Source organism: Micromonospora sp. B006, assembly GCF_003408515.1.
Classification (GTDB): Bacteria; Actinomycetota; Actinomycetes; order Mycobacteriales; family Micromonosporaceae; genus Micromonospora; species Micromonospora echinospora_A.
On the sequence record NZ_CP030865.1, the window covers coordinates 6,277,080 to 6,301,670 of the forward strand.

Below are 24,591 nucleotides of genomic sequence, written 5' to 3' on the forward strand. Positions count from 1 at the left end.
AGCAGATTCAGCAACGGCACAGTTGGACTTTGCCCGCTGCCGCCACATGACAGCCAGACCCGGACGGCGGCCCGTTATTGCCACCTGATGAGGTAGATGCCTTGCCCGTGGGTGGTGAAGTGCCCGTCCACGGGGTGCACTGTCGCGGAGTGGTAGGTGCCGGGATGGCTGGGGTCGGGCCGCCGGAGCGCCATGTCGAGGACGTACCGGGCTGTGCGCCGGAACGCGACCGCGTTGCCGGCCATGAACAGGGTGTGAGCGTGCAGGCGTTGGTGGAACCTGTCCCTGTGACCGGAACGCCGACGGGCTTGGCGATTGAGTTCGTGGACCTCGTCCCAGGCGGGAACGTCGTTCGGGTTCCAGGAAATGGTGTGCGGAGCCCCGGCTCCCAGGCGGTGACGTAGCTGCTTCCACCGGTTCGGGGCGAACTGCAGGTCGTGGTGACTGAGTACCAGATCGAGCTCACCGACGGTCACGGTGGCGAGGGAGGGCTCCGGTGGCGGCTTGCCCCGTAGCGGTAGGTGGATCAGTGTGTGGCGTGACCGGGCTGCCAGCATCCACAGGCCCGTGATGGTGAACGCGGTCTCGGCGTTGAGTTCCAGGACGAACCAGGGGTTGTTGTCGACCAGCACCGCGCCGGTCACCGGTTCGGCTGGGCGGACGACGCGGTACTGATCGGCGCCGAGCCGTCCCTGATGTACGCGGATGTTGAGGTTCATGCGGTGGCGAGCTGCGCGCGGGCGTGCATCAGCGCGAACCCGAGGAGGTTGCGGCCGCGCCATTGGGTCGGATCGTGGGCGCGTGGGTCCGTCGCGGAAAGACCGATGCCCCAGACCCGATCCATCGGGCTGGCTTCTACCAGTACCCGACTGCCCGTACGAGACAGGTACCGCCCGAGGTCAGGGTGCTGGCTGAACTTGGCCACGATGCCGGCGGCGACCAGGTCGAAGGCTGTACGCATCCCAGGCGGCCTGGTCGAAGTCGTGGACCCGCCGGCCAGGGCCTTAACCGCGCCCGGGTGCGGCGCCGTGAGCATTTGCGCGGCGATCGCTTCGTCGCCGAGCTGGTGCCCCCAGAAGAACAGGTACGTGACCTGCCCGCCCGCAGCTCGGGCAGGCTGCGCGGCGAGGAGGTGGTGTCGGGCATGTTCGGCAGGGTGCCAGAACCGTATGGTCACGCGCCATCGGGTTTGCTCCGCCGGTCGCAGGTTTGCCGGCCGTCCTCCCCGGGGTTGAGCGGGCCGAGAGCGACCTTGCTGCCCTTCGGTTTGAGGCGAGCCGCCTCGGCCTTGCGAGGCGCGGAGATTTTTATTGCTGAGTCAAAAATTCGACGTTCATCTCTGGCATTGGGAGTGGTCGTGCGTTCATGATGTTGGCGGTACGGCTGCCCGGAGATCCGCCCACCCTGTTGGATGACGCGCTCGGCAGGGCCGGCCGGTCCCCGGGCGCGTCGCTTTTCGACTGGGAGGTAGTCATGACACCGACGGGACCACGCAGGCCCGCCCTGCTCCGGTCCGGCATCGCGGCCGCAGTAACCGTGCTGGCTCTTGCCGCGAGCACCGTGTCCGCGACGGCTGCCCCAGCCGAAGGTGACATCCTCGCCGCGGGCGGCCCGACCGCCGTGGCTGGCTCCTACATCGTCGTGTTGCGGGACTCCGCGGTCAGAGCCACCGCCGTGGACACCACTGCCCGTGACCTCACCGCACAGCAGGGCGGCGGCGTCGGCCCGGTCTACCGGCACGCCCTGCGAGGCTTCGAGGCCCGACTCTCCGAGCGCGGCGCCCGCCGCCTCGCCGCCCATCCGGCCGTCGCCTCCGTTACGCAGAACCACACGGTGTCCGTGGCAGGCGTGCAGAGCCCGACGCCGTCCTGGGGCCTGGACCGGATCGACCAGCGTGCGTTGCCGTTGGACAACTCGTTCACCTATCCTCGCGTGTCGCCGGGCGTGCGTGCGTATGTCATCGACTCCGGGATCAACCTGACCCACACCGAGTTCGCCGGGCGGGCGGTGTCCGGCTGGGACTTCATCGACAACGATGCCGACGCCACCGACTGTATGGGGCACGGTACCCACGTCGCCGGCACGGTCGGCGGCACCACCTACGGGGTGGCCAAGAACGTGCAGTTGGTGGCCGTACGCGTCTTCAACTGCGACGGCCGCGGCACCACCTCGAACGTTCTTGCCGGGGTCGACTGGGTGACCGGCGACCATGATCCGGGTGAGTTGGCCGTGGCGAACATGAGCCTCGGCGGCCCGCCGTACGCGCCCATGGTCGACGCCGTGCGACGGTCGATCGCAGACGGCGTCACCTACGTGGCGGCTGCGGGCAACGAGAGTGGCGCCGACGCGTGTTCCTACAGCCCGGCCTCCGTCCCGGAGGCGATCACCGTCGCCGCCACCGACGCCACCGACGCCCGCGCATCGTTTTCCAACATCGGTACGTGCGTGGACCTGTTCGCGCCCGGCGCCGAGATCACCTCGGCCTACATCGGCAGCAGCACCGCAACCCGCACCGCCTCCGGAACCTCGATGGCCACCCCGCACGTCACCGGGGCGGCGGCGTTGATCCTGGCCGACAACCCCACCTATACCCCGGCGCAGGTGGCCCAGGCACTTCTGGCCGACACCACTCCCGGCGTGGTGACCAATCCGGGTGTCGGCTCGCCGAACCGGCTGCTCTACGTCAGCGCCACCACCCCGGCCAACGACTTCGCACTGACCGCTACCCCCGCCAGCGGCACCGTCACTGCCGGCGGCACCATCTCCACCACGATCACCGCGACCGTCACAAACGGTGCGGCCCAACCGGTCTCCCTGGTGGCCCGCGGCCTACCCGGAGGCGCCGACGCCACATTCCAGCCCGCGAGCGTTCCCTCCAATGGCAGCACCACCCTGACCATCAACACAGCGTCGACAACCATGGCCGGCGACTACACCATCACGGTGATCGGCACCGGGACCGGTGCAACCCGCGCGACGGCATTCCAGCTACACGTCAACGACCCGGCCGGCTGCGTCGGCTCGAACGGCACAGACACGGCGATCACCCAGAGCACGAGCGCCCTGGTCCCCATCGCGATCACCGATTGCCCCGCCGCCGCCGCTCGCAACAGCACCATCGAACTGCACATCGACCATTCTGGCATCGGTGACCTCGACATACGGCTGCTCTCACCCGACGGCACCTGGTACTACCTGCTGGACCGCACCGGCGGCCACAGCGAGGACATCGACTACACCTTCACCCACGACCTGTCGTCCGAGACCGCGAACGGCACCTGGACGCTGTGGCTCAACGACCTCCTGCACTCGGGCACCGGGTTCCTCGACTCGTGGCGCATCAACCTCGCGGGCGCCGACCTGCCGGCACCAGCATGCGGTGGCCGCACCACCACCAACCTACGGATACCGGCCGGCGGCACGGTCGAATCGTCAATCAGCGTGGCCGACTGCGGCCTGGCGCCGTCGACCAAGAGCTACATCGAGCCCAACATCCGTCACCAGTACGGCCGAGACCTTCGAGTCTCCCTCATCGCGCCGGACGGGCAGGAAATCCTGCTCAAGGATGCCTACGTGGGGTCGTACCGAGCAAACGTCCGCGAAACCTTCATCACCGATCTGTCGAGCAAGCCCACAGCTGGCATCTGGAAACTGCGGGTCGAGAACGTCGCCAACTATGAAGGCATGTTCGAAGGCTGGAAGCTGACCCTCGATGGCGGCACCACACCGCCGCCCACCACGCCGCCGCCGACGACGCCTCCCCCCACCACGCCGCCGACGACGCCACCGCCCACCACCCCGCCTCCGACCACCCCGCCTCCGACCACCCCGCCCCCCGGTGGGAGCCCCGCCTGCACCGCCGTCTACTCCGTGCAGGACCAGTGGAACGGTGGGTTCGTCGCCAACGTCAACGTCACGGCAGGAGTCACCCCGCTCACCGGCTGGCGGGTCACCCTCAACCTGCCGGGCGGTGCCTCGGTCACCTCGCTCTGGAACGGTGTCAACAGCGGTACCAGCGGGACCATCACCGTCGCGAACCAGAGCTACAACGGACGGCTGGCCGCAGGCCAGCCCACCAGTTTCGGATTCCAGGGCACCGGAAACGGCAACGGCGCCACCGCCACCTGCACCGGAAGCTTGAGCTAAGAGCGACCGGCAATAGGTAGGGCGTCTGGACGGAGGGGACCCCGAGGCAGCAAGCGGGCACGGGCCCATTGATCACGATACTTCTCTACGCTTCGTGACCGATGGAGTCCCGTGCCTGCATAGATCGGGTGCCGTCGGCGACGGTGAGCTGGTCGATCCGCCGCCGAAGCGCCGGCACCAGAGCCAGCAGTGGGGCCGAGGGTGTCGATGACCCTCTCCGCCGCCGAGTGCGACCCCCCGAACAGTGGGCCCACCCCTGGAAGGCCGTCGAGATCACCTGCACCCATCGGCGTCCACGATGGACGCAGAACGAGGTACGCGAGAAATGCCCTCAGCGGGCGCGTTGACCACTTCGCCGAGCTGCACCCAATCTGCTCTCCCCAACCGGGCTCGCACCGGGGAGCATGCCCACGATCGCCGCGCCGTGTCAGCGGCATGAGCGCACACCTGATCAAACGGTCCTGGCGACCGCGTCGCGCCTGATTGGCGGTAGATGTGCGCACTGTCCCCAACTCTGTGGCCGTGCGTTACGGGTCGAGTGGTTCGATGACCTGCTTTCGGGCGTGTTGGTAGATGACGGAGCTGCGGAACCCGACGATCTCGCGGCGTCCGCTGAACTTGTCCATGAGGAAGGAGTGCAGGCCGTCGACGCTGGGTACGGCGACGTGGACGAGGAAGTCGTCGCCGCCGGCCACGACGTACACCGACAGCACCTCGGGCAGCTCCATCGCATATTTCTTGAAGCCGTCGATGACGGTGCGGCTCAGGGGCCGGACCTGCACGTGCAGCAATGCTTGGACGCCGCGGTTGAGAGCGGCCAGGCTGATCTCGGCGTGATAGCCGGTGATCACGCCGCGTTCCCGCAGTGCGCGCACGCGTTCCAGGCAGGTGGACGGCGCGATGCCGACCGCGCGGGCCAGTTCGCGGTTGGTCTGCCGCGCATGTGTCTGCAGGTGCTCGATGATCGCCGTATCAAGTTCGTCCACGACCGGGATCTTGTCATCTTCTCCGAACGATGTTCGCTTCGAGCTGGTCGGCGCCAACCACCTGCCTACTGTCGATCCCGTTCCGGCGAGCGCACGACAGGAGCCATCATGGTCGCGACCCACCTCGACACCGAGTCGATGCACGAACACGTCGTCATCAGGCGGGGCATACGGTCCGGCCTGCCGATCGTGGTCGCGGTGCACTCCACCGCGCTCGGTCAGGCCATCGGCGGCTGCCGGCTCGCGCACTACCCGCACTGGCGTGACGGGCTCACCGACGCGCTGCGGCTGTCAGCCGCGATGTCGGACAAGTGCGCGCTGGCCGGCCTGCCCAACGGCGGCGGCAAGACCGTCGTCGCCCTGCCCCCGGGCAGGACACTCGACACGGCCGCCCGTCGGGCGGTGCTGCACGACGCGGGCGACGCGATCGCCGGGCTGGACGGCGCCTATGCCACCGGACCGGACGTGGGAACCGGACCGGACGACATGGTCACGATCGCCGAGCGGACCCCGCATGCGTTCTGCCGACCGGTGCACGCCGGTGGCAGCGGCGACTCCTCCGGACACACCGCCGTCGGCGTCCTCGCCGCGCTGCATGCCCTGTGCGCCGAGCGATTCGGGTCAGCCGATCTGTCCGCGCGCAGCTTCGCCGTGCTCGGCCTCGGCCGCGTCGGCGGGCACGTACTGCGCATGCTCGCCGACGCCGGCGCGACCCTGGTGGCCGCCGACATCGGCGAGGGTAGACGAATGCTCGCCGACACCGCGGGTGCCGCCTGGACCAGCCCGCAGGACTGCCTGACCGCCGACGTGGACGTGCTCGTCCCCGCCGCCCTCGGCGGTCTGCTCACCCCCCACACAGTGCCGACACTGCGCTGCGCCGCGATCGCCGGACCGGCCAACAACCAACTCGACACCCCGGCCACCGCCGACCTGCTGCACCAGCACGGCATCCTCTGGGCACCGGACATCATCGTCAGCGCCGGCGGCATCATCCACGCCACCGCCGTCGAGCTACACCGGCAAACGTCCGCCCAGGCCACCGCCCGGGTCCACGGCATCGCCGACACCCTCACTGACATCCTGCGCACCGCCCGCGCCACCGGCTCGACCCCGGCCGCCGCCGCCCGCTCCCGCGCTCGCCACCGCATCGAAAGCGGCCGCCGCTGACCCTGCCGCCACCCGACCGCAAGACAACGGCCAACCGCCACCGTTCCCGACGCAGCCGCACCATCGATACCCGGCCGACTGAGACAGCGACCGAAACGCATCTACGCCGACCCTGGCTAACGGTGACTGGGGCGGACGGGTTCGGCCTGAGCTGGCGCCAGGTGGTGACCCGGGCGCGGTGGTGGCGGGTCGTCGGCTGAGCGCGATAGCCGCTCACCTTGAGCTCTCGCCCGATATACGACCGGGTGGTGGCGTGCCGCGCACAGGGACCTGAGCGAGAATGGTCCAGTTCGAACTCTACGCAACCCCGGAAGGACCCTCCCTTGGCCAGTGGACTCGTAGCCCTGCTGGATGACGTGGCGGTGCTGGCCCGAGCCGCTGCCGCGTCGATCGATGACATCGGGGCGGGCGCCGCGAAGGCCGGCGCCAAGGCTGCGGGGGTCGTCGTCGACGATGCTGCCGTCACGCCGCAGTACGTGCGGAACCTGGCGGCCGAGCGCGAGGTGCCGATTATCAAGCGCATTGCCCTGGGGTCGCTGCGCAACAAGTTCTTCATCATCCTGCCGGCGGTGCTGCTGCTCAGTCAGTTCGTGCCCTGGCTGCTCACTCCGATCCTCATGCTCGGCGGCGCCTACCTCTGTTACGAAGGCGCGGAGAAGGTGTGGGCCAAGATCGCCCATCACGATGCCTCCGGCGCGGGCGAGGAAGAGGTGCAGGACGAGACGACGCTGGTGTCCGGGGCGGTACGAACCGACCTGATCCTCTCGGCGGAGATCATGGTCATCACCCTCAACGAGGTGATCGATGAGGCGTTCTGGTCCCGCCTGGCGATCCTGGCTGTCGTCGCCGTCGTCATAACCGTCCTGGTGTACGGCGTGGTGGCCCTGATCGTAAAGATGGACGACGCCGGGCTGCGCCTGTCGCAACGTTCCGGCGCCGTCGCCACGTTCGGCCGCGGTCTGGTGAGGGCGATGCCGGTAGTCCTCACCGTGCTGACGGTAGTCGGCACCGCGGCGATGCTGTGGGTGGGCGGGCACATCCTGCTGCTGGGCACGAACGAGCTGAACCTGCACTTCCTGTACGAGGCAGTGCACCACGTGGAGGTCGCCGCCCACGACGCCACGGGTGTTCTCGGCGGGCTCGTCGGCTGGCTCGTCAACACGGTGGCCAGCGCGATCCTCGGGCTGATCGTCGGAGCGCTGGTCGTGCTGGTCATGACTCTCACGCTCCACCGCCGCAAATCCAAGCCTGCGGCTGCGACTGCGGCGGCCACGACTCGTACTGACGCCACCATCCCCGCGCAGCCGAGCCGTGCAGCTCGGCGTCGCGACGCTCCTGCGGACCGAGCGCCGCGTGGTTGACCGCAAAATCATCGCAACTCGACCACGGGGTCAGGCGTTCTGGTGCTGAACCGCGCTTGGTATTCCAGCCGCACCTGGCTGAGTCGGAGTCTTCGCTGGTAGTAGGCCGCTTTGGCGCGGTATTGGTGTCGTCGTCGCCATCGTGACCTACCGACTCAGAGACCGCGACCTCGGCCGCGTCCCCGCAGCCACCAAGTCCAATGACTAAAGATCAACCAAACCAAGGTGGTCCAGTTTCAGCCGGACCACGGTGGACGGACTGACCATCCCGCGCGGTCCGCGGGCCAGCGGCCGCACCGCTCGATGCCAGACCGCCTGTCGGCTCCGCCTGAAAGGCTGGGGTTGGGCGGCGTTGACAGGAGCCCACCGGCCGTACCGTCCGTCGCTGGAACTGACCGTGGCCGCGGTCGGGGGCGGTGTCGGTCACCTTGGCGGAGGCTAGGGTGGTGGGAGCGCCCCCGCAGCGGGCCGTCCGTCCCTCGTTCACGCCACGGGAGAGACACCATGACCTCCACGTTCGCACGACGGTTGACGGGCGCGGTCGGCCAGGTCGCGTTGGGCGCGATGCTGCTCGTTGCCGGCATCGCCCATCTGACAGTCGCGCGCCAGGAGTTCTTGGCGCAGGTGCCCTCCTGGCTCCCGCTCGACGCCGATCTCGTCGTCGTCGCCTCCGGAGTGGTCGAGATCTGTCTCGGGCTGGCACTGCTCGCGGCTTGGAGACAGCCCGTACGCGGCCTCACCGGAGCGGTCGTAGCGGCCTTCTTCGTCGCGGTCTTCCCGGGCAACATCGCTCAGTTCACCGAAGGGCGTGACGGATTCGGCCTGGATACCGACGCGGCACGGGCGGTCCGCCTGCTCTTCCAGCCGCTGCTCGTACTCTGGGCGCTCGCCGCCACCGACGCGGTTCCCGCGCTCCGCTCACTGCGCCGTCGCCCCTGACACACGAACCGAATCCAACGACATCGTCAGCCCGTTTGCCGCTCGCTACCTGGGTGCCAGTTGCAGATCATCTCTGATGGCGACCGCTTGGGCGACGAGATCGATCGCTGCGTCGAGGTCGGCCGCATCGACCGCGGCGAAGGCGCTAGGTCCCTGCCCGGCGCCAAGCTCGTCGAACCACTCGACGTTGCCCAACGCTCGCCCTTGTCGTGCGTCACTCAACGCCTCGGCAGCAGGACGAACAGCCACTGGGCCGACCTTCCAGTCGGCTAACACTGTCAGCCCTTGATTGGTACGAGGAACGTCGTCATTTCAACGGTCACCAATGACGGCAAGATCATCCCGCCACAGACATCAACCCTCGGCCTGCGGTGAGGCAAGGTGCACGACCTCCCGTCGTGCCCGTCAAGTAAACACCTCAGTCCGCCGGGCTGTCATCGGCAGAGTCGCTCGTGGTGGCGGGCCCTGGGACCATTCCTGCTTCGCGGTCGGCGTGGTGTCCTTGCGGCATGAGAGTGCACCGCCGACCAGTGAGTGCGAGAGCCGTGGTGCGCTGCGTCGCGTAGCCGCTGCTAGGTTCGCCGGCATGACGGTGCGGATCACGGCAGGGCAGTTCCACGCGGCCGACGGTGTCGAGGACTGGCGCTGCCTCTACCACGTGGTCTCGGCGTATTTCCGCACCGGCTCGCTGGCCAAGGGCATAGCGTTCGTCGATGAGGTCGGCCGGCTGGTCGGTGGCGCGGAGCAGCAGTACGTCAACATCGATCTGCGTCACGTCGGCGTAACGGTGTCCCTGTTGTCGCGCGACGTTGCGCTGGCCCGGCGGATCTCGGCTGCCGCCAGGGAGCTCGGCATCCCCGCCGACCCGACCGCCGTGCAGCTCATCAACGTCACCCTCGATGCCCTGGTGGGCGCGGAGGTGCTGCCGTTCTGGCGGGCGCTGCTGGGTTACCGCCAGATCGACGACGACTATCTGGCCGACCCGGCGCGCCGGGGCCCGGGCTTCGGGGTGCAGCCAATGGATGCTCGGCGTCCACAACGCAACCGCATGCACCTTGATGTCGCCGTCCCACATGATCAGGCCGAAGCCCGCATCGCCGCCGCATTGGCTGCGGGTGGCCAGCTGGTTTCCGACATGCACGCACCAAAGTGGTGGGTCTTGGCCGACGCCGAGGGCAACGAGGCGTGCGTCGCCACCTGGGTCGGCCGATAACAGCGGACAACTTCAAGGTTCACGGCCGCAACCGACCGTATCGACGTCGCTCGCCGACGTGGTCCGGCATCAACAGACACACTGGCTTGACCGTCGACCACACTTACGGCATGACGACGATCGTGCCGATAGCCCCCGCCCATCCGGCGTTCGATCAGGTAGCTGCTCTATTCGACGACTACCGGGCCCACTACGGCCAACCGTCAACCCCAGAGCTCACCCGCTCCTGGCTGCACGACCAGATCGCACAACACCGGATCTCCGTCGCTGCCGCCATCCGAGCTGATCACGTTCGCGGCTTCATCACGGTCACGATCACGCCGGCATCGCTCATGCTGGGCACCTCATGGTCGATCCGCGATCTCTACGTGGCCCCGCTCCATCGCCGTAGCGGTACCGCGAACGCCCTGCTCCAGCACGTCATCCGCGACGCCCGTGCCGCTGGCGCGCATCGCGTTTCACTCCAGACCGAGACCGACAACATTCCCGCCCTGACGCTCTACACCGACATCGGCTTCCAGCCCGTCACCGGCCTGGAACTACTCAACCTCACTCTCGTTTCCATCCGCCAAGATCCAGGAGACACAGAGAGGTGCCGTTAGCGAGAAAGGCCCGAGGCCGCTGATGCGCCTCGGGGCCTGCCTCATGTGGAGTGGCTCACGTCAGTAGACGTTGAAGCGCTGGTTCCATTTGTTGTTGCACGTGAAGACCTGGAGCCTCGCGCCGTCGCTGTACTGAGCGTTGAGGACGTCGAGGCACAGCTCCTTGTTCCGCATGTTGTGGAGCGGACGCCAGTTCGCGTTCTCCTGGACGGGCTCCGCGTACCACCTCTGGTTGGACGCGTGGCTGCACGACCAAGTCTGCACGCGGGTGCCATTGCCCACGGTGCCGTCGACGGCCATGTCGAGGCATTTGTCGGCGATGTTGCTGTGGAACTCGTAGACATCGAAGCCGTTGTAGTAGCCGACGTGGTGGATGGTCCAGTACTGCTGGGTGTTGTAGTTCAGTCGCCACAACTGGACCGGGGTCCCGTTCGCGGCATTGCCGTTCAGCACGTCGAGCACCATCTTGGGGCTGTCCTGCGGCAGCACGCTGATGTACGTGTTGACCGCTGCGCTGGCGGGCGTGGGCATGGCGAACACGGTCGCCAACACGACGAGGCAGGCGGCGATGGCTTTGAAAACCTTTCGGGTGCGCATCTTCGGCACTCCATCTCGGGTCGGGGCGGTGCGGGCCTCGGCACCGCGTCTGACGCCATCCTGAGACGGCCCGGCAGACGCCGGCCAGACGTTTCAGGCTTGCCTTCAAGGTGTGACCGGCACGGCCGTCGGGTCACGACGATCGCACCGACGGACTCGACGATCCAAGCAAGCCGGAAACGAGCTTGAATATGCGTACGCGTAGGAGTGTGGTGGGGATCCCGCGTACCTTGCTCGTCGCCGACACCGGCCCTCAGGCCGTCCGTACCGCGTGTCGGGTCTGGGTTCACCCGGCTTGGGTGGACCGAGGCTGCCGGTGCCCTTGCCGAGGATTCGGAGTTGCGAGGGCGGATGAGCCGATGCCGATGCCGATGTGCCGGGCGACGGTGCGGCCGCTGGCGCCAACCGATGGATCCTCGCGCGCGATGATGACCGCCGCGGATGCACGACTTGATGGCAGCTCACGGAGCGGGTCCTGGATCGGCGCTCGAGGGTGTGATCATTGATCACCAAGGCTATGGCAGGGGCCACCCGGCGAGTGAGAACGGTGGAAGCTCCCGCAATGGTGTGCGGGCCAAGACGGTGCTGACGGATGAGCCGGTGGGATGGGCCCCGGCCACCTGACGGCGGCCGGGGCCTCGGTTCAGCAGACGTACATGGTTTTCTGGCCCACGAACGCCGCTTCGTCGGTCAGCGGTACGGTCAGATATTCCGTGCCGCTGGTCAGCAACTGGTTCTGATAGCCGGGGCTACCGATGATGTCTTCGTAGGTGCCGGTCTGCATCCGGCAGTCCTGGTGGCTGTACATCGCACCGACCATGCTGCCCTCCGCCCGGTTCTCGGTCGCGGGGATCATCAGCAGCCGGGTGCTCAGCGGAGAATTCTCCCCGCCGGTGAAGAAGTCCCAGGCGCCACCCTCCTCGGAGGTGTAGAACGGATACTCGTCGCACTGGTCCTCGGGGCGCGTCGTCGGGCAGGAGGTCTGGCCGTACGGTGCGTTCATGAACCAGCTACGGGACTTGAGCACCTTGGGCTTCTCCGTCGAGCCGTTGACGTAGCGCAGCTGCACCCAGGGCGGGTTGGCGTCGATCGCGGCGTCGTCGTTGCGGGCGGCTCCGCGGGCGTCGAAGGCGGTGGGGAACAAGATCGGTTTGGACAGGCAGGGGTTGCCGACGATCCCGCCGCGCCGGGTCAGGTCGAGGCAGCGTTCGGCGGCGAGTTTCGCCTGTTGGTCGGTGACGATCCACCTGCCCTTGTCGTCGGTCGGCGCGCGCTTCGCCGAGTAGTCGAGGATGCGTTTCTTGATCGCCGCCACGTCGTCCGCCCGCGGGCGCCGGGCGTCCGCGAAGGCCGCGGTGAGCAGGTCGGCGAAGCCCTGCTGGCCGCGGGCGGTCGGGTGGAAGGTGCCGGTGCCCGGCGTCTTCTCCCCGCTGCCGTCGGTGGACGTCGAGGTGACCGCGTTCAGCCACCGGTAGCCGTCGTCGCCACCGCACGCCCACTTCTTCTGTCCGCTGTTGCCGACGCTGATCGCCGCAGTGGTGTGGATGTAGCGGATGTCCACGCCTTCGGCGCGCAGGTCGTCGACGACCCGCGCGATGGCGATGGAGATGCGACCGGCCATCGCGTTGAGGAACAGCCGGGCCTGCGAGCTGATGTTGTAGCAGGCGTTGTTGCCTTCCTCGTTGGGGAACATCTGCGGGTAGCCCACGACGAAGATCTGGGCGTTCGGGGCGGCAGTGTGGATCGCCCGGTAGGTGGCCTTGAGCTTTGCCGGCAGCCAGTCCCGAATGATCTTCGTTTGGTAGTCGCGCAGCGGTTCGGGGTCGACGACGCCGTTCGACCGGGTCAGCCGGTAGTTCGGCCCAGAGCAGTCGTTGAGAGTGGCGATGCAACCGGTGAGCACGTCGGAGAACCGGGCGTCGTTGCCGCCGATCGAGATCGACACGTGCGTGGTCTCCGGGTCCAGCCAGCCCTGCTCCACCTGGGTCAGCTCGCCCCAGCGGTCGACCGCCTGTCCCCAGTCGGTGTGTCCCGCCGTGTCGGATCCGGCCGGCGGAACGTTGACCGCGTCGCGGGTGACGGCCGTGGTCGTCGCGCCCGAGCAGGCGAGGAAGCCGAAGCTGCCCCAGCTGTACTTCGTCGACATCTGTTCGATGGTGTAGTGGTCGTTCGGGAAGTCCCGGACGGAGTCGCGGCCGGGATCATGCACCAGGCGGGGGTACGCGCCGGCCGTCGACCGGTGGCAGGCGTCGACGTTGGAGCCCTTCGTGCCGTTGGTTCGCCTGAGGTCGCTGTTGCGGTCGTACGGCGCCACGCCCTCGCCCGACGAGTAGGAGTCGCCCAGCGCGACGTATCGGGGCATGCCGCCGACCTCTTCGGGCACGCCCGGCGGCGACGGGCTGGGCCAGCTGAACGCCACCGCGTCGAAGATGATGCTGTCGTCTCCGGTGCCGTCCTTGGTCACGGTGGTCAGCGAGACCGAGGGCTGGCCCCGGAAGTTGAAGGTGCCCAGGTCGACCCACTTGTTCTGCTGCCAGGTCTGGTTGATCACCCGGTACCGGGTTTCGCCGTTGCCCAGATCGATCGTGTACTTCGCCTGTTGCGTCCAGGCGCCGAACTCGGGCACGAACACCTGGACCCGCCGCCAGCCGGTGCCGGTGTCGTTGAGCCGCCAGGTGCCAGTGACCTTGAGGTTTCCGCCCTGGGCCGCCTGGGTCCGGGTGCTGGCCCGCCAGTAGTGGCCGCCGTAACCTCCGCCGACCTGGTGGAAATCGATCTTGGACGGGTAGGTGCCGTTGGCCACCCCCGTGAAGGAGAGCTGGAACGTACCCTGGTTCTGCAGCTGTCTGGGGCACGACCGCGGCGAGGGCGAGCCGAGCGGAACGTTGTCGACCACCTTGGCGCCGGCGGCGAGGTCACCGCCGCTGTCCTGGCAGTGCGACGGGTAGCTGATGCCGTCGCTCTCGCAGGCCGTCTGGCCGGCTGTCGTGCACCACGGGTAGCCCGGGTCGAACCGGATCTGCTCGTGGCCGCACGTGTCGCAGACGACTCCCGGCGGCGCCTTCCACCCGACCGCGGAGTGGGCCCAGCACCTCAGGTCGTACAGGCCCGTGGTGTTCTTGTGCAGACACGGACCGGGCTTCTCGCTGCTGACGTCCGGATCGTTCGGCTGCACGGAGGCGTACGGATCGCACTGGTTGGTGCTGTCACAGAAGGTCTTCAGCGGGGGCTTGACCTTGGGCTTGTCCTCGCTCAGGTTCCACCAGGCGTAGTTGAAGCCGGGCCGCTCGACGCCCGGCGACTCGGTCGCGGAGATCGGATTGCCGGCCCAGCCGAGCACCTTCTCCGGGTACGGCCAGTTCTGTGGCGTGCGAGCGTCGTCGTACGAGGTCATGAACGGGTGCCGGAGCGGGTCGTACCTGGGGTTGATCGGGTTGTTGAGCCACCCGACGCCCCACGGGTCGGTCTCGTTCCTCTTCGGGTAGAAGCCCGAGTTGTACGCCCACACCGCGTAGAACCAGTTCTCCAGCGCGGACGGATCGGCGTTGTGCACCCGCAGCCCTGCCGCGTAGGTCTGGTTCCACTTCTCCTGCAAGATCTTCAACCCGTACGCGATGTTCGCAGTGAAGTCGAGCGCGACCGCCCGCTGGGTCTGGAACGGCAGCGAGACCTCGACCTTGTTGCCGTTGGCGTCGGTCTTCTCGTGGCCCGCCAGGCGCATGCCGTCGGTCGCCTGGGTGAGCCCGTAGCCGCAGTCGGCCTTCGTCCAGTCGATGTCCCAGTCGTCCAGCGAGGTGGCGTTGTAGATGTCGCGCCCGTAGTAGTTGCCCATCAACGGGTTCGCCGGCACGCCGGGCAGCGCGAACTTCGACGCCTGCCACATGTTGGATTCCTGGGTGATGATGCCCAGCATGATCTGCGCCGGCACCCGGCCGCCGCCGGCCAGTGGTGGCGCCGGGAACAGCGTCTGCGGCTCGTACGCCGGCATGCCGTAGCCCTTCCAGTTCGCCGGGCGCGAGGCCGCGTCATTGAGCCGGCCGAAGACCGCCTGGTCGACCGCCCACTCGACGTTGCGCGGCTTCGGCTGCACGGTCTGGTTCGCCGGGTCGTTGCGCGGCACCGAGCAGTAGCGGTCCGCCTCGACCGGTTCGGCCGAGGCGTCGGCCGCGATCCGGGAGCGGGGCGTGGTGGCCGTGGCCGCGGCGCCGAGCTTCGGATGGGTGGCTCGGCCGGCGATCGCCTCGGGTCCGGCCACCTCGGGGCTCACCTCGAAGGTGAGCGATTTGCCGGTCCTGGTCACCGTCGCCGTGACGGCGACGTTGCGGGCCACGCTCGGGTCGCCGCCCTGGGTTCGCGGGTCGCCCGTGCCGGCCGCCTTGACCTGGGTGAGCGCCAGTTCGCCGCGGGTGGACAGCTCACTGTCGCGGGGAACGGCGATCCGGCGCACGGCGGCGGGCAGCGCGGACATGTGCGCCGGCCGGCCGGTGATGAAGGTCCGGCCGCCGTCACCGCGGGCCAGGCCGACATCGGCCGAGCGGCCGCGCGCGAGCTCCCGCACGGACCGGCCGACCGCCCGCTTCACCCGGGTCTGCTGGCCGTCGGAGTCCATGAAGATGACGCCGCCGGCTGCGTCGGGCGCCAGCCGGAACGGCACCCCGGTCGCCGCGACGGACCGGGTCACCTTGCCGGTCCTCGCCACCGAGACCAGCCCGCCGGCGGCCGCCGCCACGATGCCGTCCTTGACCGGTACGGGGGAGCTCAGCTCGGTATTCAGCAGGATCGGCTTGGACAGCGTGCGTGCCGCTGCATCCACGGTGAACAGCCGGCTCCGCGGCGCGGTGGGCGTCGGGTCCTCGCGGTTCTCACCGCCGAGCTGGGAGAGCACCGCCTCCTCGCCCGCGCCACAACCGGGGTTGAAGTAGGCGAGCGACGACTGCACCGGCAGCTTGGTCACCTGGCGCGTCTTCAGGTCGACGACCGCGGTGAACCCGCCGCGGTCGAACAGCTCCGCCTTGTTGGTGAAGGTGCGGGGTGCGTACACCACGACCAGCCGGCGACCCGAGCCGGTCACGCAGGCGTTGCCGATCCACAGGTCGACGTCGAAGCCCGGCTCGGCGAGGCTGGCCGCGGTCTCCCAGGTGTAGCCGGTGGCCGCCGTGGCGGTGAGAATGTGGAAGCCGTTGGCGTCGCCGGAGGTCGTCCAGATCCGGTCCGCGGAGCCGCGCCACCCCTTCGGCAGGACCCTGTCCCGGTCGCCGGGTGCGACGCGATCGGCGGGCCCGGCCGGGCCCGCCGGTGCCGCCGGCGCGGATGGCGGGGTCGCCGCCGGTTCGGCCCGGGCCACTGCCGACAGTGCCGGGCCGGAAAGCAGCGCAACGGCGGCCACGGCGGCCCCCACCGCCTTGCCAGGCGTCAATAACGTTCCTATCTTCACGGGTCTCCGTCCATTTACGGGCGTAGTGGAAACAATGGAGGGACCATGTTCTGGCTGCATGCCGACGGCAGACCACACCTTTAACCCGAGCGCGAAAGGTATGCGCGGCGAGTCTCGGACGCGTAAGGCGGCAAGGTTAATTGCATTCTCGAGTAACTGTGGCGCCGGCACCGAGTACAGCCGGCCTTGGCCAGCAGACCGCTCGCCACGCCGCCGCCCGTCGCGGCCGCGCACAGTTGCGGGGGCAGCATGACCAGGAAACCGAAGTCGACCAGGTCCCGGACCGGGCCGACGGTACCGATCACCGCCTCAACGACGGGGTAGGTCCGCAGCGTGACCAGGCGTGACCGGTCCGTGGCCGCCGGCCGGCCTGGCCTGCTTCACGAGCCCTTCGTCAACCGGTGATCCCCCTGCCGCTCGACCCAGAAGTGGACCTGTGCCTCATTGACCGCCCAAACGATCCGGCACCGGGGGCTGTACCGGAGGAGGACGCCGTAGCCCAGTGAAGGTTCGAGACGATGCCCTGGTCTCGGTGCCGTAGCCGGCGCTGCCACCGGCACCGTCCCAGTTCCGCCACGACGACAAGCGCCTTCGTGGCCCGGCCGACCAGCTTCCCGGTCGGGCGGCGCCGGCACCGTCCGACGACGGACGTCCACGCCCGGTGACCGGCGGGGGCGGAGCCTACGCCGCAGGACCCGCGGCGACGTCGATCGGCGCGCTTCGACGCGGGGTGTCGTCGAGCATCGCCGCGCCGAGTGGGGTGATCGTGTGCAGCACCGCCTTGCCGATGCGGGTGGTCCTGATCAGCCGGGCGTCGCGCAGCACGGCGGTGTGCTGGCTGATCGACGCCGCGCTCACTCCGACGCGTCCGGCCAGCTCCGAGGTGGTCTGGCCATCGCCTATTGCCTCCAGCACGTCCGCCCGGGTCGGTCCGATGAGGGCGGCGAGGGCGCCCGGCCCGGAAGGCCGCGTCGCGTCCAGGTGCCGGGTCAGGTCGTGCTCGACCGGATACACCAGCACCGGCGTGAGGGTCGGGTCCCGCAGCGTGTCGGGAGTCTTCCAGGACAGGTAGGACGGCACGAGCAGCAGCCCGCGGCCGTTGAGATGGATCGACTGGGTGGACGGCACATCGACCACGAGCGCCGGAGGCTCCCAGCGCATCATCGGCCGGAAGCTCTTCAGCAGCCCTTCACCGCCGTGCTCCAGCAGCACCCGCGCCCGCCGTGCCCGGTCGGCGTCCACGTGCGCCCGTGCCTCCGCCCAGAACGGGGCGACCGCGACCGCGAACTGTGACCGCATCGCGCCGGCCAGGCGGCCCAGCACGTCGCCGTCGCCGTCGGCGAGGCGCCGCATCCAGGACGGCAGTGGCCCACCGAGGCGGGCGAGCTGCTCCATTTCGGCGCGGAGCCGGGCCGTCGGAGTGCGTAGCAGGGCCTCGATCGCGTGCGGCAGACCGAGCCCACCCTCGGCCGGGGTCAGGAAATCCGGATAATAGGCACCGTTCACCAAGGGCCGGAGCATTTCCAGATCGGCGGGTCGCATGGCTGGCACGGCCCGCCGGCGCCACCGCCCGAAGATCGCCGCCGGCCCCGGGCGGTTGAGGCGGAACACGCTGAAGACCGTCTCCCACATCGGATCGGGTGCTGCGGCCACGCGGACCCGCCCGATATCCTCCGCCGTGAAATAGATGCGCAACGAGGCTCCCGAAGACGCATGTAAATGCCGTGAGCTCGCGGCAGTCTAGCCTTGGAATATCGGAGCGCGCCACTATCGTACGCAGGTGCGATTCGCGCTTCGTTACCTTCGAGGTGATTGTGTCGGTACCGTGCCACGAAACGTCACCTCGGGCGCGTCTCCGGTTCGCCGGCGTTGCCGCACGGCGGTCGCTGCCACCGCCGTCAGCCGACGAACGCGGAGCGACGCGGGTCGGCCAGCACGGCCGCGATCTCCTGGCGCAGGCCACCCAGCATCCCGCTGAGCACCCCGCCCGGGCACTCCGTCGGCCCCCAGTCTTGATGCCCCGCGATCGCGGGTACGCTGCGGCGGAGGCCGCTTATCGGATTGACGTAGGTCACGCTGGCCAGCGGATCGACGTGGCACCAACCGGTCAGGGCGGCGAGCAACAGGGTGAGGCTGCGCCGCGCAGCCGCCGTCGGTTCGCGCGCCACGAAGGTCCCGAGCAGGACGACACCCACGTTCCCCGCGTTGTAGCCGCCCACGTGCGAGCCGTTCACCATCCAACCGGCCGGGTCGAAACCGGGCAGCACGTCCCCGCCGGAGCGCCGGCCCTCGTAGACCCGGCCCGCCTCGTCGACGAGGAAGTGGTAGCCGAAGTCGCCGTAGCCAAGGTCGATCGCCTGGTAGCGGTAGATGGCGCGCATCCGCGCGGCCGGATCAGGATCGTCGTTGCCGGTGGCGGTGTGGTGAACGGTGAACGTCTGCACCGGCCAGAACGTGGGTGGGTACTTTTCCACGCCGGCGGCGTCGAACCGCAGGGACTCGTCGGCGCCCCAGGCGGCACGGCTCAGGAAGGGCAGCCCCGCCAGCCGGGAGCGTTCTGACACCTCGGCGGACGCGGGCCGCAGGGCCGGTCCGTCGGTGCCGTTGAGGACGACCGCCCGGCTGCCGGTCGGCAGGTCGAGGTCGACGGCCGGAGCGTTGGGTACGGTGACGAAGGCCAGTTGCTCGGTCGCGGGCGCGGCATCGCCCGCGCCGGCCGGGCAGCCGCCGGGCGCCGGGGCCCACCGGCTCCACGACCCCGACCGGTCGGCGGAGCGCCACCGTGCCGGCGCCGAGCCGGCCGGCGACCGCAGGGCAACGACCTGGGCGTCGAATCCAGGCCGAACGGTCCCGCTCCGCAACGGCCTTGTCGCCAGCGTCCGTGGAGCCGGGACACGGTCGGACGTCGGGGCGCCAGCCCGTGCGGGTCGTGGCGTGGCCAGGACGGTTGCCGCCCCAACACCGGCGCCGAGCGCGCCGAGGAGGGTTCGCCGGTCGAGGCCACCGACTGCTGGCGTCTCGACGTCAGGACGATCGGTATGCACGATTCCTTCCCTTCGCCCGCAGTGCACATGCGTACGACAGGCATCGTGAATTCCGTCGACGCGCCGCGGCAATTCCTTTCAGCGCAGCCTTAAAGGATCGGGACAGCGCCGCCCGAATTGTTGCCTGAGGTACGCGCCGGCGGCACGGGATGCCGGTCAAGTGCTGGTCGGATGTCTCGATCGAGCCGGTCCCGGATGTCATCGTGCTTGCTTATGCAACAATTTCCGGCGAGAGATCAGGATTTTCATGGGTTTTGCGAGGCGTTCACCGGCTGCGGTGGAGTCGGTGCTCCGGAGCCGAAGGTCGAGGTGGCGGGCCGCCTGCGAACGCTTTGTACGCGCGGATGGGCGTTGCGATTGCGTTGAATGTCGTTATATCGGCGTCTTCGCAGAACTTCATGGCATCCGCAAGACCGTATCGACCTTCTTTAACTTTCCTCTGGCTGCTGGTAGAAGTGCGACATGCCCGCACGGCGTGTCACATCACTGTTGGATGAGAGCGGATCGCGACGTGCTGGCTCGCGGCTGTTGCACGGGGCGGGCCTCGCCGGGGCGGGCGCCTCGGGTTTCATGATCGGTCGACTGCTGCTCGCGGTGCTTGCTGCGGGCGCCGATTCGGGGGAAGGGCGCTTTTCGCAGCTGGTCAGGGCAACTCGTCGTACAGCACCGGAGGTGGCTAGAGGTGTCGATGATCGAACTAGCGCAGTGCGTGAGCCGGCAGTTGCCGTTGCCGACGGTGTGACTCCAGACGTGTGATGAGCACACCTGCCGAGGTCGACCGCCTGCTCACCGTCGCCGACGAGATCACCGCGCGGGCCGGTCTCGGCCCGGACACCCGGGCGGCCGTTGAGCGGGCCGTTGCCGCTGCCCGCAGTCTCGGCGATCCGGGGCGTCTGCTGCATGCTCTCGGCCGCGCCACCCTGAACCTCTCTCAGGAACGGCTCGCCGATGGCGGTGACGTCACTGAGCTGCGGGAACAGGCCGAGGAGGTCGTCGCGCTCGCCGGCGATCTGCTCTCCGATCCGGACTGGCATGCCGACGCCGTGGTCCGCACCGTGCAGGCAGGCCAGATCCTGGCCGGCAGCGGGCTCGTCGATCGCGGGCGCGATGTCGTCGAACGGGTGTGGCGGTTGGTCGCGCCCCGGCCCGCCGACGGCCTCGACGCCCGCCGCGCTCGGACCGCGGCACTGACTGGGCTGGTCACCCTGCGACTCGAGACGGACCCCTCCGTCCTGGGACCGTTGGCCGCCGAGATGGTCGACCTCCAGCGTGGGCTCGCCCGCGACACCGGCGAGGCGGCCGCCGCGATCGACCTGGCGGACGCCCTTGGAATCTTCGCGCGGTTAGCCAGCAGTCTGGGGCGGCCGGACCTGACGCGGGTGGCGCTGACCGAACAGTACTCGCTGGAACAGATGTTCCAGGGCTCCGGAGCGCAGAAGCGACTAGAGCGGATCGAGGCGTCGCTGGCGCAGCTGCAACAAGCCGCGCCGGAAAACCTGGTGGTGCCCGACTCGGGCGCATGGCGGATACGCCGCTCCTACCTGGATCTGCTGGCCCAGCCCTCACCATCCGGCGTTACCGCCGGCGGGTTCGCGGCGCGGCTGGCGGCGGAGTCGCGGGTGACCGGCCTCGCACCCGGCAACCGCCCGCCCGCTGACCCGTTGGTGATCGCCGATTGTGCCGCCCGGCTCGACCAAGGAATCGCTCTGGCCGACGCGGACCAGATCATCGAGGCCGACCGCGTCCTCGCCGAGCTCGCCGACGAGTTGAGCCTGTACGACGGGGCGACGTCGGACCCGACCCGGCGGGACGTCGGGCGCCTCTGGTCCGCCGCCCTCTACCAGCGGGCGATGCTCCGGCACCGGATCGGCCACTGCGACGACGCCTGGGACCTTGCCTGGCTGTCCGTGGTCGTTGCCGTCCGGCGGCACGAGGGCCTGCTACGCGGGACCGCCACCGAGCGGGAGGCGCTGGCCGACGCGGTCACCCACATGGTCGACGCCGCCGTGGTCGCGGAAGCCACCGGACGTCACGAAGACCAGATCATGCTGCTGTCCGAGGTCATCGACCGCTGCGCGGACGCGGACGCGGCCTACCCACGGCTGCGTCGGATCCTCGGCACGGCCCTGCACAATCTCGCCGCCGCGCTGCTCGAACGCCGGCAGACGGCGACCGCGGCGCCCTTGGCCGAACATGCCTACGCCATCCGTCATGAGCTGGCCGCGCTGGACCAGCGCGCAGCCTGGGAGTACGCGAACACACTGCTGCTCACCGCCGCCCTCGCCGTCGACCGTCAGGACTGGCGAACCGCCGTCGAACGTCTCAGCGCAGTGGGGCGGCTGCTGGTTGCCTTACGGACGTACCCGGAAGCGATGGCCGGATATGCAGGACAGCTCGTCATCGAGGTCACCGCCCAGGCACCCGAGCTGGTGGACCGGGCCCGTGCCGCCGGCACCTGGCCATATCAGACTTGGACCCCTGAGGCGTAGCGTCCACACGTTCCGGGCTCGGCCGGCCGCTTTGGGAGCCCGCTCAACATCAGCGGGTGCGAGCGCGAGCCCGAGCCCGAGCGCCCAGCCCGAAGCCTTGATGCGCCAGTACATGACCTGGCGGCCGTCAGCCCGCACCCGCTGCTGGATTCCGTGTTCTGCGGGGAGCCCTCGCCTCTTGAAGTCGGCAGTGTCGTAGACCCCGCCCACCAGGTCGGCGCGGAAGCCTCCTTGCACGCGGGTGTCGTAGGCGAGCTCCCGGCCCCGGTGACGCCGATTACGGTGCCCTCCAGGTGCGCCTGGAGCAAAGGGATCGAGGCGTCGTACCGGCCCGCCAGGTGGTGCTTTCTGGCCAGCCCGAGAAGCCGGGCGCGCTCGCCGAACAGACGGTGAAGTTCAGGATCAGTGGCACCCATGACTGCGACGCGATCGCAGACCCGGTTCAAGCGCCACGCCCCGTCGCCCTCCCACTGGTCAGCCGGCAGATCGTCGGCGTCATCGCCCCTCGTCTCTTGTCTTGTCGGGTCCCGGGCACTCCTGTTTCCGCGACTCGCGTATGCGGGCGCCGGTCAGGTGCCGACGCGGTGTGTCTCGTAGGCCCACATCACGATCTCGACGCGGTTGCGGGCGTTGAGCTTGCGCATCAGGGCGGCGATGTGGGTCTTGACGGTGCTGAGGCTGATGGACAGCTCATCGCCGATCTCGCTGTTGGTCCGGCCGCGAGCGGCAGCCAGCAGGACCTGTTCCTCGCGAGCGGTCAGCGGCTCGACGGGCTCAGCGCTCCTTGAATGGGCGGTCTCGTAGTTGCGCGACGCGGGTGAGAGCGGGCTCCGAGCCCGTAGGTGCAGCTCGCCGTCGATGTCGAGCGGCACGAGACGGGAGGTTCAGGGCTTGGTGGAACTGCTCAGGCTTGCCGTCGGCCCGGAAAACCGGGTTCGATCGCCATGGGTGGCGAGGCAGGATGTCGCGGTGATCTGGGGCAGACGTGACGGGCAGGCCCTTCCGGCTTCGCCGGTGGAGGAGGACGGGCTGCTTTCGGTGGTCCGAGTTGCGGTCGAGGACGCCGGGGCCGGTCGATGGGAGGCGCTGGACCGGTTGGTCGACGTGCTGCTTGAGGTCGATGCTCATGGCGACGAGGTGGCGGCGCGGTCGGCGTTGGCGCTGGTGACGGCTGTGCCGGGGCTGGTGGTTCGGCTTGACGAGCACGCGCGGTCGGCGCCCTGGTACGGCCGGCACCGGGAACCCGCATGGCGGCGGGTCGCGGGACGGTCTTCTGCGATGCCGTCGGGGCCCGTGGCGACGGCGCTGGCGAGCATGCATGGCGATGGGCGGGTCCGGGAGCGTGCGGTGGCGGCGATGATCGCCCGCCCGTACGCGGAGGTGATGCCGTTTCTGGTGGTGCGTACCGCCGACTGGGTGGCCCCGGTGCGGGATCGGGCGCGGGCCGGGCTCGCGGTGTTGCTCGCTGACGATGCTGATGTCTACCTGCCTGCTGTCCTGCCGATGGCGCTGCGCCTTGAGGCGTGGGCTCGCGCCGGCTTCGCGGTCGCTCAGGTGCGGGTGGCGGTGCTGGTGGCGCCGGAGCAGTTGTGGCGCGGCCTGTTCGCCTCGGCTGGCGGCCGGGAGCGGCGGTTCGTCCTCGACACCGTGCTGGCGCGCGGTGGGCTGCGTACGCCGGATCTGGTGACCGTGGCCGAGTCGGATCCGGACGTGCGGGTGCGAGCGCGGGCGGCGGAGGCGGCGTGCCGCGACGCGGTCTGGACCCGGCGGCATGATCTCCTGCGTCGGCTCGCTCGCTCGGCTCGGGCGGAGGTGCGGGTGGTGGCGTTGACCGGGCTGGCTCGGGCCGGTCAGGACGCCGACGTCGCCGGACACCTGGACGACGAGGCGCCGTTGGTGCGGGCCGTGGCCCGCGACGCGGCCCGCCGACTCGGTAGGGATGCGCGGGAGCACTACCGCGCGGGCGTTGACGCCGACGAGCCGGTCGTGGGGGCGATCGCCGGATTGGCCGAGACCGGCTCGGTGGCGGACGCCCCGCTGTTGCTTCGACTGCTCGGCCACGAGAAGCCGGAGGTCCGGGCTCAGGCGGTACGAGGTCTGCGGCTGCTGGACGCGGTCGTGGTGGGGGAGTTGGTGGCGTTGGTGCGGGATCCGTCGCCGGCGGTGGTGCGGGAGGTGGCACTGGCGCTGCGCCCGGTTGCCGGCGCGTTGCCGCCGGCCCTGCTGTGGGAGCTGCTGCGCGACGGCCGGGTGGAACTGCGGCGCGCCGGCTACAAACTCCTGCGCGGTCGTGGCGCCGGCGTGGAGCTGCAGGCGGCGTTGATCCTGGTCGCTGACATGGATAAGCGCCTGGCCGAACGGGGCAAGGCCGATGCGATCCGCCTCGCCAGGGACGCGGCGAGCACGACCTGGCGCCGTTCCCCGCGACCGGAGTTGCGGGTCACCGAGGCAGAGCGGGTGGAGCTGCTCGCATTGGCGGCCCGAGCGGCGGCGAGGCTCGGAGACGAGACCAGCCAGCAGCTCGCCGGTTGGGTTGCGGATAGCCACCCTGTCGAGTGACGGAGCGTCACACACTGGAGGTCCTCAGCAACCCCGACGCTGGCAGGGCAACAC

16 protein-coding genes and 1 pseudogene are annotated in these 24,591 nt (G+C 69.3%); 8 read left to right on the forward strand and 9 right to left on the reverse strand.

All coding sequences use genetic code 11. The features are described 5' to 3' along the window. Nucleotides 1-74: 74 nt before the first annotated feature. Entirely contained in the window at nt 75-644 is a 570-nt protein-coding gene (locus tag MicB006_RS32530) for a hypothetical protein (protein WP_225980542.1), read from the reverse strand. Between the two features lie 71 nt (nt 645-715). Next, the gene (locus MicB006_RS28135) at nt 716-1,177 is read right to left on the reverse strand and encodes an NADAR family protein (protein WP_225980543.1); all 462 of its coding nucleotides are present in this window, start codon (nt 1,175-1,177) and stop codon (nt 716-718) included. Nucleotides 1,178-1,473: 296 nt separating this feature from the next. On the opposite strand from MicB006_RS28135, the gene MicB006_RS28140 reads away from it, so the two are divergent. Beyond that, nucleotides 1,474-4,146 carry a S8 family serine peptidase gene (locus MicB006_RS28140; protein ID WP_116510135.1) on the forward strand — a complete coding sequence of 891 codons (2,673 nt, stop codon included), beginning with the start codon at nt 1,474-1,476 and terminating at the stop codon, nt 4,144-4,146. Between the two features lie 527 nt (nt 4,147-4,673). Here MicB006_RS28140 and MicB006_RS28150 read toward each other — a convergent pair. Beyond that, complete coding sequence (locus tag MicB006_RS28150) at nt 4,674-5,189, reverse strand: Lrp/AsnC family transcriptional regulator (protein ID WP_225980544.1); 516 nt, start codon at nt 5,187-5,189, stop codon at nt 4,674-4,676. A gap of 51 nt (nt 5,190-5,240) precedes the next feature. Here MicB006_RS28150 and MicB006_RS28155 point away from each other — a divergent pair, with 51 nt between their 5' ends. From MicB006_RS28155 to MicB006_RS28165, 3 genes are all read left to right on the forward strand, one after another. After that, complete coding sequence (locus MicB006_RS28155; protein WP_225980545.1) at nt 5,241-6,299, forward strand: Glu/Leu/Phe/Val dehydrogenase dimerization domain-containing protein; 1,059 nt, start codon at nt 5,241-5,243, stop codon at nt 6,297-6,299. Between the two features lie 323 nt (nt 6,300-6,622). Continuing rightward, nucleotides 6,623-7,660 carry a DUF808 domain-containing protein gene (locus MicB006_RS28160; protein ID WP_116510139.1) on the forward strand — a complete coding sequence of 346 codons (1,038 nt, stop codon included), beginning with the start codon at nt 6,623-6,625 and terminating at the stop codon, nt 7,658-7,660. Nucleotides 7,661-8,164: 504 nt separating this feature from the next. Next, nucleotides 8,165-8,599, forward strand: coding sequence for a hypothetical protein (locus MicB006_RS28165; RefSeq protein WP_073831613.1), 435 nt, complete (start codon nt 8,165-8,167; stop codon nt 8,597-8,599). A gap of 45 nt (nt 8,600-8,644) precedes the next feature. Here the strand turns inward: MicB006_RS28165 and MicB006_RS31890 are convergent, their stop codons facing one another. Further along, the gene (locus MicB006_RS31890; protein WP_161565967.1) at nt 8,645-8,794 is read right to left on the reverse strand and encodes a hypothetical protein; all 150 of its coding nucleotides are present in this window, start codon (nt 8,792-8,794) and stop codon (nt 8,645-8,647) included. 391 nt (nt 8,795-9,185) lie between these two features. Between MicB006_RS31890 and MicB006_RS28170 the strand changes: the two genes are divergently transcribed. Together MicB006_RS28170 and MicB006_RS28175 are read left to right on the forward strand one after the other, a co-directional pair. Further along, nucleotides 9,186-9,812 (forward strand): VOC family protein, encoded by a 627-nt coding sequence (locus tag MicB006_RS28170; RefSeq protein WP_116510140.1) that lies wholly within the window; start codon nt 9,186-9,188, stop codon nt 9,810-9,812. Between the two features lie 110 nt (nt 9,813-9,922). Further along, the gene (locus tag MicB006_RS28175; protein WP_152037904.1) at nt 9,923-10,414 is read left to right on the forward strand and encodes a GNAT family N-acetyltransferase; all 492 of its coding nucleotides are present in this window, start codon (nt 9,923-9,925) and stop codon (nt 10,412-10,414) included. A 60-nt stretch (nt 10,415-10,474) separates the two neighbouring features. On the opposite strand, the gene MicB006_RS28180 is transcribed toward MicB006_RS28175, so the two are convergent. The 4 genes from MicB006_RS28180 to MicB006_RS28195 form a co-directional block, all read right to left on the reverse strand. Continuing rightward, nucleotides 10,475-11,011, reverse strand: coding sequence for an RICIN domain-containing protein (locus MicB006_RS28180; RefSeq protein ID WP_152037905.1), 537 nt, complete (start codon nt 11,009-11,011; stop codon nt 10,475-10,477). A 643-nt stretch (nt 11,012-11,654) separates the two neighbouring features. Beyond that, entirely contained in the window at nt 11,655-16,445 is a 4,791-nt protein-coding gene (locus MicB006_RS28185) for a GDSL-type esterase/lipase family protein (RefSeq protein ID WP_152037906.1), read from the reverse strand. Nucleotides 16,446-17,126: 681 nt separating this feature from the next. Next, a complete protein-coding gene (locus MicB006_RS28190; protein WP_225980854.1) occupies nt 17,127-17,951 on the reverse strand; it encodes a helix-turn-helix transcriptional regulator in 825 nt (274 codons plus the stop codon). Nucleotides 17,952-18,343: 392 nt separating this feature from the next. Then, nucleotides 18,344-19,306 (reverse strand): N-acetylmuramoyl-L-alanine amidase, encoded by a 963-nt coding sequence (locus MicB006_RS28195; RefSeq protein ID WP_225980546.1) that lies wholly within the window; start codon nt 19,304-19,306, stop codon nt 18,344-18,346. Nucleotides 19,307-20,244: 938 nt separating this feature from the next. Between MicB006_RS28195 and MicB006_RS28200 the strand changes: the two genes are divergently transcribed. Further along, nucleotides 20,245-21,978 carry a hypothetical protein gene (locus MicB006_RS28200; RefSeq protein ID WP_116510152.1) on the forward strand — a complete coding sequence of 578 codons (1,734 nt, stop codon included), beginning with the start codon at nt 20,245-20,247 and terminating at the stop codon, nt 21,976-21,978. Nucleotides 21,979-22,547: 569 nt separating this feature from the next. Here the strand turns inward: MicB006_RS28200 and MicB006_RS28205 are convergent. Beyond that, nucleotides 22,548-22,754: pseudogene (locus MicB006_RS28205) on the reverse strand (response regulator transcription factor); the annotation flags it as partial. Nucleotides 22,755-22,872: 118 nt separating this feature from the next. Here MicB006_RS28205 and MicB006_RS28210 point away from each other — a divergent pair. Beyond that, complete coding sequence (locus tag MicB006_RS28210; protein ID WP_225980855.1) at nt 22,873-24,537, forward strand: HEAT repeat domain-containing protein; 1,665 nt, start codon at nt 22,873-22,875, stop codon at nt 24,535-24,537. The last annotated feature ends 54 nt before the right edge of the window (nt 24,538-24,591 follow it).